The sequence below is a fragment of the Streptomyces sp. NPDC058619 genome (genome assembly GCF_042717785.1).
GTDB lineage: Bacteria > Actinomycetota > Actinomycetes > Streptomycetales > Streptomycetaceae > Streptomyces.
Genome location: NZ_JBHXQN010000017.1, coordinates 149,313 through 163,825 on the forward strand (window position 1 = coordinate 149,313; position 14,513 = coordinate 163,825).

Annotated in this window: 10 protein-coding genes, 1 tRNA gene and 4 pseudogenes; 11 read left to right on the forward strand and 4 right to left on the reverse strand. The window is 74.4% G+C overall.

Going from position 1 to position 14,513, the window contains the following annotated elements; translation table 11 throughout:
• Positions 1 to 82: 82 nt before the first annotated feature.
• From ACFWTC_RS19180 to ACFWTC_RS19190, 3 genes are all read left to right on the forward strand, one after another.
• The gene (locus ACFWTC_RS19180) at positions 83 to 2,302 is read left to right on the forward strand and encodes an NADP-dependent isocitrate dehydrogenase (protein WP_384028104.1); all 2,220 of its coding nucleotides are present in this window, start codon (positions 83 to 85) and stop codon (positions 2,300 to 2,302) included.
• A 131-nt stretch (positions 2,303 to 2,433) separates the two neighbouring features.
• Positions 2,434 to 2,562 carry a hypothetical protein gene (locus ACFWTC_RS19185; protein ID WP_383929074.1) on the forward strand — a complete coding sequence of 43 codons (129 nt, stop codon included), beginning with the start codon at positions 2,434 to 2,436 and terminating at the stop codon, positions 2,560 to 2,562.
• A gap of 30 nt (positions 2,563 to 2,592) precedes the next feature.
• The gene (locus ACFWTC_RS19190) at positions 2,593 to 3,420 is read left to right on the forward strand and encodes a hypothetical protein (protein WP_383929077.1); all 828 of its coding nucleotides are present in this window, start codon (positions 2,593 to 2,595) and stop codon (positions 3,418 to 3,420) included.
• Between the two features lie 39 nt (positions 3,421 to 3,459).
• Here the strand turns inward: ACFWTC_RS19190 and ACFWTC_RS19195 are convergent.
• A pseudogene (locus tag ACFWTC_RS19195) lies at positions 3,460 to 3,740 on the reverse strand (formylglycine-generating enzyme family protein); the annotation flags it as partial.
• A gap of 350 nt (positions 3,741 to 4,090) precedes the next feature.
• Positions 4,091 to 4,552 carry a hypothetical protein gene (locus ACFWTC_RS19200; protein WP_383929080.1) on the reverse strand — a complete coding sequence of 154 codons (462 nt, stop codon included), beginning with the start codon at positions 4,550 to 4,552 and terminating at the stop codon, positions 4,091 to 4,093.
• A 606-nt stretch (positions 4,553 to 5,158) separates the two neighbouring features.
• Here ACFWTC_RS19200 and ACFWTC_RS19205 point away from each other — a divergent pair.
• A complete protein-coding gene (locus ACFWTC_RS19205) occupies positions 5,159 to 6,901 on the forward strand; it encodes an endo-1,3-alpha-glucanase family glycosylhydrolase (RefSeq protein ID WP_383929082.1) in 1,743 nt (580 codons plus the stop codon).
• 310 nt (positions 6,902 to 7,211) lie between these two features.
• Positions 7,212 to 8,489 (forward strand): aminotransferase class V-fold PLP-dependent enzyme, encoded by a 1,278-nt coding sequence (locus ACFWTC_RS19210; protein ID WP_384028103.1) that lies wholly within the window; start codon positions 7,212 to 7,214, stop codon positions 8,487 to 8,489.
• Positions 8,490 to 8,510: 21 nt separating this feature from the next.
• Here ACFWTC_RS19210 and cobF read toward each other — a convergent pair whose 3' ends face one another.
• The gene (gene cobF, locus ACFWTC_RS19215) at positions 8,511 to 9,263 is read right to left on the reverse strand and encodes a precorrin-6A synthase (deacetylating) (protein ID WP_383929088.1); all 753 of its coding nucleotides are present in this window, start codon (positions 9,261 to 9,263) and stop codon (positions 8,511 to 8,513) included.
• Positions 9,264 to 9,281: 18 nt separating this feature from the next.
• Between cobF and ACFWTC_RS19220 the strand changes: the two are divergent.
• The 4 genes and pseudogenes from ACFWTC_RS19220 to ACFWTC_RS19235 all read left to right on the forward strand — a co-directional run.
• Positions 9,282 to 10,013 (forward strand): annotated as a pseudogene (locus ACFWTC_RS19220) ((Fe-S)-binding protein); the annotation flags it as partial.
• Between the two features lie 19 nt (positions 10,014 to 10,032).
• Positions 10,033 to 11,044: pseudogene (locus ACFWTC_RS19225) on the forward strand (lactate utilisation protein LutB domain-containing protein).
• Between the two features lie 302 nt (positions 11,045 to 11,346).
• Positions 11,347 to 11,697: pseudogene (locus ACFWTC_RS19230) on the forward strand (lactate utilization protein C); the annotation flags it as partial.
• Positions 11,698 to 11,701: 4 nt separating this feature from the next.
• Complete coding sequence (locus ACFWTC_RS19235; RefSeq protein ID WP_383929091.1) at positions 11,702 to 12,094, forward strand: VOC family protein; 393 nt, start codon at positions 11,702 to 11,704, stop codon at positions 12,092 to 12,094.
• On the opposite strand, the gene ACFWTC_RS19240 is transcribed toward ACFWTC_RS19235, so the two are convergent.
• Positions 12,074 to 12,553 carry a DUF309 domain-containing protein gene (locus ACFWTC_RS19240; protein ID WP_383929093.1) on the reverse strand — a complete coding sequence of 160 codons (480 nt, stop codon included), beginning with the start codon at positions 12,551 to 12,553 and terminating at the stop codon, positions 12,074 to 12,076. The genes ACFWTC_RS19235 and ACFWTC_RS19240 overlap by 21 nt on opposite strands.
• 108 nt (positions 12,554 to 12,661) lie before the next feature.
• Between ACFWTC_RS19240 and ACFWTC_RS19245 the strand changes: the two genes are divergently transcribed.
• Together ACFWTC_RS19245 and ACFWTC_RS19250 are read left to right on the forward strand one after the other, a co-directional pair.
• Positions 12,662 to 12,735, forward strand: a tRNA-Pro gene (locus tag ACFWTC_RS19245).
• 297 nt (positions 12,736 to 13,032) lie between these two features.
• Entirely contained in the window at positions 13,033 to 14,313 is a 1,281-nt protein-coding gene (locus tag ACFWTC_RS19250; RefSeq protein WP_384028102.1) for a peptide ligase PGM1-related protein, read from the forward strand.
• Positions 14,314 to 14,513: the final 200 nt, after the last annotated feature.

Genomic DNA, 14,513 nt, shown 5'->3' on the forward strand with positions numbered 1-14,513 from the left:
TCCGCACCGGTCCGATCACGAGATATCTTGATGTCGAGCAATGTTGCAGACGAGAGACGCAGACTGTGGAGCGGAGCATCCGGTGACTGACTCGACCATCATCTACACGCACACCGACGAGGCCCCGGCCCTGGCGACGCATTCGTTCCTGCCTGTGATCCAGGCGTACGCGTCGACGGCCGGAGTGAGCGTCGAGACCCGTGACATCTCCCTGGCCGGTCGGATCATCGCCAGCTTCCCCGAGCACCTGGAAGAGGGCCAGCGCATCGCCGACGCCCTCGCCGAGCTCGGCGAGCTGGCGAAGACCCCGGGCGCGAACATCATCAAGCTGCCCAACGTCTCGGCCTCGATCCCGCAGCTCAAGGCCGCGGTCGCCGAGCTCCAGGGCCAGGGATACGCGCTTCCGGACTACCCGGACGACCCGAAGACCGACGAGGAGCGCGAGACCCGCGCCCGCTACGACAAGATCAAGGGCAGCGCCGTCAACCCGGTCCTGCGCGAGGGCAACTCCGACCGCCGCGCCCCCGCCTCGGTCAAGAACTACGCGAAGGCCCACCCGCACCGCATGGGTGCCTGGACCGCCGAGTCGAAGACCAACGTGGCCACCATGGGCGCGGACGACTTCCGCTCCACCGAGAAGTCCACCGTGATCGCCGAGGCCGGCACGCTGCGCATCGAGCACGTCGCGGCCGACGGCTCCACCACCGTCCTGCGCGAGTCCGTACCGGTCCTCGCCGGCGAGGTCGTGGACGCCTCCGTGCTGCACGTGGACGCGCTGCGCACCTTCCTGAACGACCAGATCGAGCGCGCCAAGGCCGAGGACATCCTGTTCTCCGTGCACCTCAAGGCCACGATGATGAAGGTCTCCGACCCCATCGTCTTCGGCCACGTGGTCCGCGCCTTCTTCCCTAAGACCTTCGCCCGCTACGGCGAGACCCTGGCCGCCGCCGGCCTGTCCCCGAACGACGGCCTCGGCACCATCCTGAACGGCCTGGGCGCGCTGCCCGACGCCGACGCGATCAAGGCCTCCTTCGACGCCGAGATCGCCGAGGGCCCGGCCCTCGCGATGGTCGACTCGGACAAGGGCATCACCAACCTGCACGTCCCGAGCGACGTCATCGTCGACGCCTCCATGCCGGCCATGATCCGCACCTCCGGTCACATGTGGGGCCCGGACGGCGCCGAGGCCGACACCCTGGCCGTCCTGCCGGACAGCAGCTACGCCGGTGTCTACCAGGTCGTCATCGACGACTGCCGCGCGCACGGCGCCTTCGACCCGTCCACCATGGGCTCGGTGCCGAACGTCGGCCTCATGGCCCAGAAGGCCGAGGAGTACGGCAGCCACGACAAGACCTTCGAGATCGCCGCCGCGGGCACCGTCCGCCTCGTCGACGCCGAGGGCACCACGGTCCTGGAGCAGGAGGTCGCCGCCGGCGACATCTTCCGCGCCTGCCAGACCAAGGACGCGCCGATCCAGGACTGGGTCAAGCTCGCCGTCACCCGTGCCCGCGCCACCGGCGACCCGGCCGTCTTCTGGCTCGACGAGGACCGCGCGCACGACGCGCAGCTGATCGCCAAGGTCAAGACGTACCTCGCCGACCACGACACCGAGGGCCTGACCCTCAAGATCCTCTCCCCGGTCGAGGCCACCGCCTTCTCCCTGGAGCGCATCCGCCGTGGCGAGGACACCATCTCGGTGACCGGCAACGTGCTCCGCGACTACCTCACCGACCTGTTCCCGATCCTGGAGCTGGGCACCAGCGCCAAGATGCTGTCGGTGGTCCCGCTCATGAACGGCGGCGGCCTCTTCGAGACCGGCGCCGGCGGCTCCGCGCCCAAGCACGTGCAGCAGCTCGTCAAGGAGAACTACCTGCGCTGGGACTCGCTCGGCGAGTTCCTCGCGCTGGCCGTCTCCTTCGAGCACCTCGCGACCACCACCGGCAACGCCCGCGCCCAGGTGCTGGCCGACACCCTGGACCGCGCGACCGGCACCTTCCTGGGCGAGGACAAGTCGCCGAGCCGCAAGCTCGGCGGCATCGACAACCGCGGCAGCCACTTCTACCTCGCCCTGTACTGGGCGCAGGAGCTGTCCCGGCAGATCGACGACCCGAAGCTGGCCGCCGCCTTCGACCCGCTCGCCAAGACGCTCGCCGAGTCGGAGCAGACCATCGTCGACGAGCTGAACGCGGTACAGGGCTCGCCGGCCGACATCGGCGGCTACTACCAGCCCGACGCCGCCAAGGCCGCGAAGGTCATGCGCCCCTCCGCGACCTTCAACCGGGCCATCGCCACCCTCGGCTGAAGCCGGTAGCCGTGCCCGCACGGCAGTGACGCGCTCCGCCCCGGCCGGCCCCGTGCCCGGCCGGGGCGGACGCGCGTCCCCACCGTGCGCGGCCTGCCGCCTCCAGGTGGAGACCCTCGCCGACCACCCCGATGATCCGCGCGGCGCGCTCCGCCGGCTTCGCCGTCGAGGGCACCCTGCGCCGCTCGGCCTGGGTGTACGGGGCCTTCGTCGACGAGGTAGTCCAGGGACTGCTGGCCGAGGACTGGACCGTGCGCTAGCGTTCGCCACCGGTGATCCAGGGGGGTTCTGTGGCACGCGGTTCCAACACGTCCTGCGCGGGCAACGGCTGCGCGGGTTTCCTGCTGCTGGCGGTGGTCGTGCCGACCATCGGGTACCTGCTCGCGCTCCCGCTGGTCCTGCCCGACCTGCTGGCCGAGCAGACGCCGCCGCAGCGTCTGCACGGCTTCGGCCCGTACCTGGTCGTCTACGCGTTCCCGGTCGTCACCGCCCTCGCCCTCGCGCTGTACGCGGGCCGCAGCCGGGGCCGGAGCCGCGGCCGCGGCCGCCGGTCCGTGTGGTGGCCGGCCCCGGCGCGGGCGGCCGCCCTGCTCGCCGTGGTCGCCCCCGTGCTGTGGTGGGTGGAGGGCAGGGTCGGGGACGTCCCCGCCTGGAACGTACGGGCGGTGGCCGAGAGCACCGCCGCCGGGCTGGTGGCGCTCGCGTTCGTGGGCGTGATCCGCAGGTGGGGCGGCTCCCGCTGGCTGGGCGGCCGCCCCTGGGGCGGCTTCCGGCGCCCGGCCCGGGACGGTGACCGCAGACCTGCCGCGGGGGAGATCTGGCTCGCCATGGTGCCGCTGCGCGAGGACCCCGAACGGCAGCTGCGCCACTACTGCGTGGTGCTGGCCGCCCACGCCGGTCACGCGGAGGTCGCCCAGATCACCAGCAAGGACAAGGACGGCCGGTCCGACCACATCTGGCTGCCGAACGACGGCTGGGACACCACGTCCGGCCGGGACCACTGGGTGGAGAGCGGCCGGGAGCCGCGCCGGGTGGAGTACGGGCTGTTCCTCACCTCCCGCCCCCAGGGGCCGTGCCCGCCCGAGGTGTGGCGCGAGCTCAGCCGGCAGCCGGGCTGAGGCCGCCGGCGGGCCGGGGCGGGGCGGGCGGGCGCCGGGTCAGAGGTCGGCTGCGACCCGGAAACCGATGTTCCCGGCCGAGCTGTCCGGGGTGTTGCGGGTGCGGGCCGCGACCCGGTAGCGGTTGCAGTACGAGTCGTGGCACATGTGGGAGCCGCCCCGCATGGACCGTTCGGGTCCGCCGGGCCGGAACGGGTCGGCGGACCACTCCCACACGTTGCCGACCGTGTGGTAGAGCCCGTAGCCGTTGGCCGGAAGGACTTGGCGGGGGCCGTGCCCGCGTACCCGTCCGCGCGGGTGTTGTGGGCAGGGAAGTCACCGTCGCGCTGGGCCGCGGCCGTCGCCGCAGCGGCCGCCGGGCGGGCGAACGCCGTGACGGACGCCGCGGAGACGGCCACCGCGGCCGCGCCGGCGAGGAAGCCGCGCCGGCCGACGCCGCCCACGTCTCCGGGCCTGGGCGCGCGGGGCGTGCCGGTCCCGCCGGTCGTTCCGGGCGCGTCGGGGTGCTCGCGCTCGGTCACGAAGGGTCTCCTGTACGTGCGGGGGCGGGTGACGTACGTACCAGGGCTCCGGCAGTCGTATGTCGCCGAAACCCGCAGATCAGACCCCAAGGGCGGGCTGTGGCGGCGTCATGGCGGCTGTGTGCCGCGTACGTAACGCGTTCCGGCCGTCAGAGCCGGTGCACCCGCTCCTGCCCGATGCCGAGCGGGGACCGTCCCGCGGCGAGGATCCGCAGCCCCGGGGCCACGGAGAGGAGGTCCCGCAGCCAGGCGCGCGCCTGCGGGCCGAGCAGGTCGGCTCCGTCCAGGACGAGCAGCATGTCCCGTTCGGCCAGCCAGGACGCGGCGTTCGCCGTCCCGCACGGCGGCAGGGCCGTTTCGGGAGCGCGGCCGAGCGCGGCCGTGAGCTCCCGGGTGCCGTGGACCCCGGCCGACGGCTCGAAGGCGACGACGGACACCCCGTCGCAGAAGTTGGACGCGATCCGCCGCGCGATCTCCCGCACCAGCAGGCTCCGCGGCTCGCGGAACCCCCCGGTCACGGTGACGACCCGCCCCGTCCGGACGGCGGTGAGCAGCCGCGACAGCTCGGCGGAGGTGGCCGCCAGTGTGCCCGTGGATCCGGATTCCCCCATCGGCACGATGCCCCCCATTGCATGCGTGACCAAGCGCGGCAAGAGTGCTGGTTCGAGCCGCGTGTCGACGATTATGCGCCAGTTGAGCCGGAAGACCAGGGGAATGTCGCATTCCGCAGAAGGGTCCGCAGAGCGGCCGCCTGCCGGGACGACGGGGCGGCCAACGGCCCAGCTGTGCGGGGCCGTTGGGGCCGCGAACCGCCCCGCCGGAGCGGTCCGTCGCGGACGTGAGCCGCGTCCGCCGGATGGTGGAGGGTACGTAGACGGCGGACGGCGCCGGGTCCGGGCCCGCCGGCCTCCCGCGGCCGGGGAGGTCCCTGGGCAGGGCGCGGCGGCCCGCCCCCGCGGGCGGTGGGCGCGCGGCGCGAAGCGGAAGGAGTTGCGCCTGCGGGGGCGGGGCGCCGGCAAGGGGCCCCGCGCGCGCCGCGCCAAGGCCGTTGCCGCACCGGCCGGATTAGCCCCGGCAAAGCGGTCGGCGTAGTTCCCGTGCGCCCTGTGACGTACGTGTCCCCGCCCCGGCGCCTGGGAACGGTTGTCCGGGCGACGGTATTGGGCTCTACTGCTGTGCAGCCCCCACTCGGGGCATATTCCCGGGGAGGGACCACGATGACAGCGGACCGGCGAGCGGACCGGCGAGCAGGCCGACGGACAGGCCGGCGGGCGGAGCGGGCGGCGCAGCCCGTCTCGCACCGCCGCAGACCGGCGCTCAGGAGACGCGGCCCGCTGATCGCCCTCGCCTCCGGCTTCCTCCTCGTCGGCGTCTGCGCGGCCACCGGAACAGCCTGGGACCCCTCCTCGGCGGCCGACGTGCGCGGCAGTTCGGCCCCCGTCATCGGCGTCCCCTGGTCGACCGGCCCCGACGCCGGTCCCGGCACGCCGGCGCCCACCACCCCGGGACCCGACCAGAGCCCCACCCCCGGTACGTCCCCCGGCGGCACGGGCGCACCCGGAGGGGCGAGCGCCGACACCGGGGGCGTTCGCCCCGCAGGAGCCCTGCCCTTCGACCTGCCCCAGCCCGCGGCCCTCCGCTCGGGCGCCGCGGGCAAGAAGCTGGTGTTCGCCCACTACTTCACCCCGTACCCGCTCTCCCTCGACAACGCGAGCGCGGACGCCGACTACTACACCCGCAACTACCTGACCCCGGACGGCGAGAGCGGCAAGCACGAGCGCTACGGCGGCCTGCTGCGCGACCGGCCGCTGCCCGTCCAGCCGAAGGGCGGCGACTGGGAGTACGCCAACCTCCAGCAGGAGGTGCGCACGGCCCGCGCGGCCGGCATCGACGGGTTCACCCTCGACATGCTCTCCCTGTCCGGCAAGAACTGGGAGCGCTCCAACCAGCTGATGGCGGCCGCCCGTTCGGTCGATCCGGCCTTCAAGGTCATGCTGATGCCGGACATGACCTCGCTGAAGACCGACGATCCCGGCGTGCTCGCCGACGCGATCGCCGCACTCGGCGCGGCCCCCGCCGCCCACCGGCTCCCGGACGGCAGGCTCGTCGTCTCGCCCTTCAAGGCCGAGGCGAAGAGCGCGTCCTGGTGGACCGAGGTGCTGGGGATCCTCAAGTCGAAGCACGGCACGCGCACCGCCTTCGTCCCGCTCCTCCTCGACTTCGGCGCCCACAACGGCGACTTCGCCCCCATCAGCTACGGCTTCTCCGAATGGGGCAGCCGCAGTTACGTCGGGCAGGAGAGCAACACCCGCGACGTCAAGCGGGCGCACGACATGGGCAAGATCTGGATGCAGCCCGTGTCCGTCCAGGACGCCCGCCCCAACCAGGGCATCTACGACGAGGCCGGCAACACCGCCACCCTGCGCGCCACCTGGAAGCACGCCATCGACGACGGCGCCGACTGGGTCCAGCTCACCACCTGGAACGACTACTCCGAGGGCAGCCAGTTCGCCCCCTCCCTGCACAACGGCCACGCCTACCTGGACCTGACCTCGTACTACCTGACCCGGTTCAAGACGGGCAGCTGGCCCGAGATCGTCCGGGACACGCTCTACCTCACCGCGCGCACCCAGTTCGCCCAAGCCGATCCGACCGGCGACCAGTCGCTCCTGATGTCCCTGCGCAGGGGCAGCGCCGCACCCCGCGACACGGTGGAGGTGCTCAGCTTCCTCGCCGAACCCGCCGTCGTCCGTACGGCCGTCGGGTCCGCGAAGGACTCCCACGAGGCCCCGGCCGGGGTCCACTCCGAGCTGCTGCCGCTGAAGGCGGGCACGAGCTCCGCCGAGGTGGTCCGGGGCGGGAAGGCCGCGACCGGGGTGGAGCTGCCCTATCCGGCGGACCGCACCGTGGAGGTGCAGGACCTCCAGTACTACGCGGCGACCAGCGGCCGGGGGTCGTAGGGGCCGGGGGTCGTGGGACCCTCGTGGCAGGACCTTCGTCACCCCGGGTGCAGGGGTGGCCCATGCGGTTCGACCCCAGATGCGGTGTTGGCCCTGCCGGTTCGGAGGGGCCTCGCTCATGTCCGCCCCGACCGAGGCAACAGGGGAGCCGGCGCGAGTCCGGGACTGCCCCGCAACGGTGAGCACGCGTCGTACGCCGAGCACGCGCCGCGCGAGTCCCGCCGGACCGGGGGAGCCGGTGCGGGCTACCGGTGGCGGCCACGGCGGGAGAGGATCACCACGACAGCCCCGCCCCGCCCTGGGAGGCCCCGTGCCCGACCGCGACCGTCCCGAGGGGAGCCCGGCCGGGCCCCCGACCGCCACCGCGCCGCAGCCCGGAGGCCGGCCGCCCGGCGGGCTCACGGCGCACTCCGGCGGGCGCGCCCCGGGGCCGTCCGACAGCCGTCCGGCCGTCCCGGCCCAGGTCTTCCCGGGCACGGAGGGGCTGTTCCGCCTCGACCCCTCCGTCGCGCACCTGAACCACGGCTCCTTCGGCGCGGTACCCGTACCCGTGCAGGAGGCGCAGGCCGCGCTCCGGGCCCTGGCCCATGCCGACCCCGACGCCTTCTTCCTCGGCGTCTGCGACCGGCTGGCCGGGGCCCGCGCCCGGATCGCCGCGCACCTCGGCGCCGACCCCGACGGACTCGCCTTCATCGCCAACGCCACCGAGGGCGCCAACCTCGCCCTCGACGCGATCCCCTTCGCCGACGGCGACGAGATCCTGGTCACCGACCACGGCTACGGCACCGTCGTCGCGGCCGCCGCCCGCCGCGCCACGGTCACCACCGTCTCCCTCGACCCCCTCCTGCCCGACGAGGACGCCGTGCGCGAGGCCGTGCTGGCCGGGCTGACGCCCCGTACCAAGGCGGCGGTGCTCGACCACGTCAGCTCGCCCACCGCCCGCCTCATCGCCTCCCCCCGGCTCCTCGCCGACCTCCGGGAACGCGGCGTCACCACCGTGGTCGACGGCGCCCACGCCCCCGGCATGCTCGCCGACCCCCTCGCCGGCCGCGCCGACTTCTGGTTCGGCAACCTCCACAAGTGGGGGTACGCCCCGTCCGGCAGCGCGGTCCTCGCCGTCGCCCCCGAGCACCGCCACCGGGTCCGCGCGCTCGTCCCCTCCTGGGAGGACCAGCACGGGTTCCCCCGCTCGGTCGAATACCGCGCCACCGCCGACTACACCGGCTGGCTCGCCGCGCCCGAGGGCCTGGACCTCCTCCAGCGCCTCGACGCGGCCCGGGTACGGGCCCACAACAGTGCGCTGGCCGCCCACGGCGCCGCCCTGCTCGCCGAGATCCCCGGACTCACCCCGCTCCCGCACACCGAGGGCCTCGCCATGCGGGCCCTGCGACTGCCGCGCGGCACCGCCGAGACCCCCGGGGACGCCGTGGCCCTGCGCGAGGAGATCGCGGCACGGCTGCGCGTCCGGGTCCTGGTCTGGCCCCGGCCGGGCGGCGGCGGCATCCGCGTCTGCGGGCAGGTCTACAACCGGCCCGAGGAGTACGAGCGCCTCGCCGCCGGGCTGCCCGCGTCCCTGGGCCGCGCCTGAAGGGGCGGGGGTCCGCCCGCCTCAGCCGCGCCTGAGCAGGTAGGTGTCCATGATCCAGCCCTTGCGGGCGCGGGCCTCGGTGCGCAGCTCCTCGATCCGCCCCGCGACCTCGCCGAGCTTCCCCGACACGAGGATCTCGTCCGGGGTGCCGACGTAGGCCCCCCAGTAGATGAACAGGTCCTGGTCCAGGTGGGCGGTGAAGGCGTGCCGGGCGTCCAGCATCACCACCACGTCGTCCACCCCCTCCGGCCAGCCCTCGGCCAGCCGCCGGCCGGTGGTGATCTGGACCGGGCGGCCCACCCGGTTCAGGTTCGTGCGGTGCCGGGCCAGCAGCGAGGACACGCTGCTGATGCCCGGCACCACCTCGTGCTCGAACGCCACCCGGCCCTTCTCCAGCACCTCGTCGAGGATCGCCAGGGTGGAGTCGTACAGCGAGGGATCGCCCCACACCAGGAACGCTCCGGTCTCGCCCTCGGCGAGGTCCTCCGCGATGAACCGCTCGAACAATTCGGCCCGCGCGCTGCGCCAGCCGTCCACCGTCGGGGCGTAGTCCGCCGGGGTGCGGTCCCGGTCCGGGTCGCGCCCCTCCACCAGCCGGTGCCCGGGGCGGGCGTGCTCGTCGAGCATCGCCCGCCGCAGCCCGGTCAGGTCCGCCTTCTCCTCGCCCTTCTCCAGGATGAGGAACGCGTCCGCCGCCCCGATCGCCTTGACCGCCTGGAGGGTCAGATGGTCCGGGTCGCCCGCGCCTATGCCGATCACTGAGAACTTCTTCACCCCGCTATTCTGCCCGTCATGCGTGCCGCCCTGTTCGTCACCTGCGTCAACGACGCGCTGTACCCGCGCACCGGCATCGCCGTGGTCCGCCTCCTGGAGCGCCTCGGCGTCACCGTGGACTTCCCGGCGGCCCAGAGCTGCTGCGGGCAGCCGCAGTACAACACCGGCTACCGGTACGAGACGGAACCGCTGGTCCGGTGCACCGCGGAGGCCTTCGCCGGGTACGAGTACGTCGTCACCCCCTCCGGCTCCTGCGCCGCGATGATCCGCGAGCACTACCCGCGCATCGGCCGCAAGGCCGCCGCCGAGGGCCGCGGGACCGCGCTGGCGGACCTGGCCGCGGACCTCGCGCCGCGCGTGTACGAGCTGACCGAGTTCCTGGTCGACGTGCTCGGGGTGAGCGACGTCGGCGCCCACTTCCCGCACACCGTCACCTACCACCCCTCCTGCCACGGCCTGCGGGCCCTCGGCCTGGGGGACCGCCCGGGGCGGCTGCTGGCCGCCGTCAAGGGCCTGGACCTCGTCGAACTTCCCGGAGCCGAGGAGTGCTGCGGCTTCGGCGGCACCTTCGCCGTCAAGAACCCGGACGTGTCGGCCGCCATGGGCGCCGACAAGACCGCCGCCGCGGCCGCCACCGGCGCCGGAGTGCTGTGCGGCGCCGACAGCTCCTGCCTCGCCCACCTGGAGGGCCTGCTGCGCCGCGCCGGCTCCCCGGTACGGGCCGTGCACCTGGCCGAGATCCTCGCGCGACCGAGGAGGAGCCCCTGCGATGACCGCCACGCACCTGGGCATGCCCGCCTTCCCCGCGTTCCCGTCCGCCGCGCGGGAAGCCGTACGGGACGAGGTGCTGCGCACCAACCTCCGCCGCGCCACGCACACCATCCGCGACAAACGGGCCCGCGCCGTCGCCGAACTGGCCGACTGGGACCGGCTGCGCGACGCCGGGAAGGCCGTCAAGGACCACACCCTGCGCCACCTCGACCACTACCTCCTCCAGCTGGAGGAGGCGGTCACCGCCGCCGGCGGCACCGTCCACTGGGCGGCCGACGCCGACGAGGCCAACCGCATCGTGACGGACCTGGTGCTCGCCACCGGGGAACGGGAGCTCGTCAAGGTCAAGTCCATGGCCACCCAGGAGATCGGCCTCAACGAGGCCCTGGAGGCCGCGGGGATCGCCGCGTACGAGACCGACCTGGCCGAACTCATCGTCCAGCTGGGCCACGACCGGCCCTCGCACATCCTGGTCCCCGCCATCCACCGCAACCGCGCCGAGATCCGCGACATCTTCCGCACCGAGATGGGCGGATGGGGCCGGCCCGCGCCCGAGGGACTCGGCGACGACCCGCGCGAACTCGCCGAGGCCGCCCGGCTGCACCTGCGGGAGAAGTTCCTGCGCGCCCGCCTCCCTGCCGTACGCCTCCACCCTGTGCGGGGCCTGCTACGAGGTCTGCCCGGTCGCCATCGACATCCCCGAGGTCCTCGTCCACCTCCGCGAACGGGTCGCCCAGGGCGGCCCGGTCACCCGCGACGGCATCCGCGTACGCCTGCGGCCCGCGGACGGCCGCACCGCCGAACGGGCCGCGATGCGCGCCGCCCGGCTGCTCCTGGACCACCCGGGCGCGCTGCGCGCGGGCGAACGCCTGCTGGCCCGCTCCCGCCGGCTGCGCCCGCGCCGCCTGCCGGGGCCCGGGCGGGCCTGGACCGACACCCGGGAGCTGCCGGAGCTCCCCGCGGAATCCTTCCGCGACTGGTGGACCCGCGAACGGGGGACCCCGAAGTGACCTCGAAGGACGTCGTCCTCGGCCGCATCCGCCGGGCGGTGGGGGAGTGGGACCGGGGTCCCGGGCCCGCCCCGGGCGCCGGCCCGGCGGTCCCGCGGGACTACCTCGCGGTGCACGGTGCGCGGACCCCCGGCGAGAGCGTCGACCTCCTCGCCGCGCACCTCGCCGAGTACCGGGCGAAGGTCCACCGCACCGACGAGGGCGGCCTCGCCGCACTGCTGGCATGCCTGCTCGCGCGCCGCGGCGCACGGACGGTGCTCGTCCCGCCCGGCCTGCCCCCGCACTGGCTCGCGGCGGCGGACCCGGCGCACGTCCAGGACCGCGCCGAGCACACCGCGCGGCAACTGGACGCCGTGGACAGCGTGGTGACCGGCTGCGCCCTGGCCGTCGCCGAGACCGGCACCATCGTCCTCGACGGCGGCACCGGCCAGGGCAGGCGCCGGATCACCCTGATCCCCGACCATCACATCTGCGTGGTCCGCGTCCCCGGGCAGGTGGTGGATTCCGTACCGCAGGCCATGGCCCTGCTGGACCCGACCCGCCCGCTGACCTGGATCTCCGGGCCCTCCGCCACCAGCGACATCGAGCTCGACCGGGTGGAGGGCGTCCACGGCCCCCGCATCCTGGAGGTCGTCCTGCTCGGCGCACAATAGGCGCATGCCCGCCCACATCGCCCTCACCGCGCTCGTCGTCCACGACTACGACGAGGCCATCGACTTCTACACCCGCGCCCTCGGTTTCGACCTCGCCGAGGACACCGCACGCCCGGACGGCTCCCGCTGGGTCGTGGTCCGCCCGCCCGGCGCCGGGGAGACCGCGCTGCTGCTCGCCCGCGCCAAGGACGAAGCCCAGCGCTCCCGGATCGGCGACCAGACCGGCGGCCGCGTCGGCTTCTTCCTCCACACCGATGACTTCGCGCGCGACCACGCCCGGATGACGGCCGAGGGCGTCCGCTTCCTGGAGGAGCCGCGCCACGAGGCGTACGGCTCCGTCGCCGTCTTCCAGGACCTGTACGGCAACCGCTGGGACCTACTCCAGCCCGCCGCGTAGCCCCGGCGCCTCGGCGGCGGCGTCCACGTCCGCGCCGCCGTCCACCCGGTGCGCCAGCTCCCCGGCCCACCGGACCAGACCCGGCACGTCGATCCCGTATGCCGCCCCGTCCAGCCCCTCGACGCCCGCGGCTCCGCGCCGCAGCAGCCGCGCCCCGCCGACCGCGTTCCCGCGCGCGGCGTGCGTCAGCCCGACGGCGAGCTGGGCGAGCCCCCGCCACAATGGGGCCGCCTCCTCGGGCCCGGACTTCCAGGCGTCCTCGAACACCTCGTGCGCGTGGAACGGCATCCCGGCGTCCAGCAGCCGCTGCGCCTCCCGGACCGTCTGCGCCGGCGAGCGCACCACGCCCTCCGGCTGCCGTCCGACGCCGTCGGCCCCGTACGCCAGCGGCCGCCCCAGCCCGTCCCTGGGCCGCGCGCTGCGCGCCCGGCCCCCGTCGTCCCGATCCCTTGTGTTCACCCCTCCATCCTCGCCGCCGCCGATTACCCGTGCATGCACACCCCTCGCCGTGGGGTAATGTTCTGCATGTGCCGCCGGGACGGGGGAAACCCCAGGTCGGAAGCACAACGGGACGTGGCGCAGCTTGGTAGCGCACTTGACTGGGGGTCAAGGGGTCGCAGGTTCAAATCCTGTCGTCCCGACTAGAGGTTCGCCTCGTAGTCGCAGAACAGAGCCTTGTCTCACTTCGGTGAGGCAGGGCTCTCGTGCGTTCGGGGGGCTTCGCCGGGGGACGGCGGGCGGCGCGCCACCGTACCCGGAGGTTCGACGAAGAGATGCGGAACCTGGCCGTCGAGGTCCGCACGTTCCTCACCGGCGCGGCGGGACGACGCGGCCGGGTGGGTTTCGGTCGGCGGAGCGGGGCAGGCGCAGCGTGGTGGGATCCTGCTCCGGTGTCGCGTGCGGCAGCGGGGCGGTGGCCGGCGGCGAGAGGAGCAGCGGTGAGTGAGACGGGTCCGTTCGTAGTCTTCGCGAACTTCCTTTCCGACCTGGCGGTCGATCTCAACGAGGGTCAGGTGCTGGAGCAGTGGGCGCAGCAGGCGCCGCGGAAGGCGTGGCTGCTCCGGCCCGGGGACGTGCTGGTCACGCCCGTGCCGCTGAGCCGGGAGTTCCTGCGGTACGTGTGCGAAATGACCGAGGTGCCTCCGGAAGCGGTGACCGTCGTCGAGGTGCCCCCGGCCGGCGCCGTCCCCCTGGCGCGGGCGGTGCGCGAGGCCGGACTCGCCGCGCACGTCCGGGCCCTCGCCGGTGACCGGGGCGCGGCGCTGCTGCCGACCGCGCTGGACGCTTCGGCGATCGCGTTCGCCCGGGACCTCGGCATCACCGTGCACCCGTACCCGACGGTCGAGGCCGCCGAAGCGGCGCTCGCCACGACGATGCTGCTGAACACCAAGGCCGGGTTCCGTGAGGCGGCCGGACACCTGGGGATGCGGCTGCCCTTCGGACGGGTGTGTCCGCGCCCCGAGGTGGACGACGTGGTGCGCGAACTCCTGCGGGACCACGGGGGAGTAGTGGTCAAGCCCGACCGCTCGGCGGGGGGCCACGGCTTGCGCTTCGTCTCACGCGGCGACCTGGACGCAGGGGCGTCCCTGGCGCTGGACACCGTCGGAGGGCCCCGGGGCACGTGGGTCGTGGAGGAACGCCTCGACGTGGCCGAATCCGTCAGCGTCCAGCTGGACACCACCACCGCCGGAACGCGTGTCCTGTTCAGCGGTGCGATGCGCACGGCGCACGGGTCCTTCACGGGGTACACGTCCCCGCTGCCGCCGTCCTGCGCGCACGTGGCCGGCGAGCTGGAGGAGTGGGGGAGGGCCCTGGGCGACCACCTGGCCGGCCACGGCTTCGCCGGACCGTTCGGGCTGGACGCGCTGGTGAACGCGGAGGGCGAGGCGTACGCGAGCGAGAGCAACATCCGCCGTACGGCCACCACCACACCCCACGCCATGGTCACCCGGCTGACGGCCGCGTCGGGCGGCGCCCCCGCGGCCTGGTCGGTGGCGAAGGGGCGGACCGGGCGCCCGTTCGACTTCGAAGGAGCCCTCGGCCGGCTGAGGGAGCACCACCTCGCCTTCGACCCGGCGCGCGGCGAGGGCGTGGTCCTCTACGCGGACGCGCCGCCCGACGGCCGCTCCTGGCGGTACGCGGTGATCGCCCGGAGCCCCGGGGATGTGGGGTCGCTGGAAGGCGAACTGGCCGGGGCCCTGGAGTTCGAGGGACGCTGACCCCGCGCCCGCTGCCCGCCGGCCCGCGCGAGCGGGTGCCGCACGCAGCACGACGCCGGTCCCGGCACCCCGAGGGGGTGCCGGGACCGGCGCCGCGGGAACGGAGTCAGGCGGGGCGGCCGCCGAAGGGGGCGCCGGTGCCGTAGTACGTGCCCAGCTCCTCGTGGTAGCCGGCGTTGCCGAGGTGCTGGTCCCGGTGG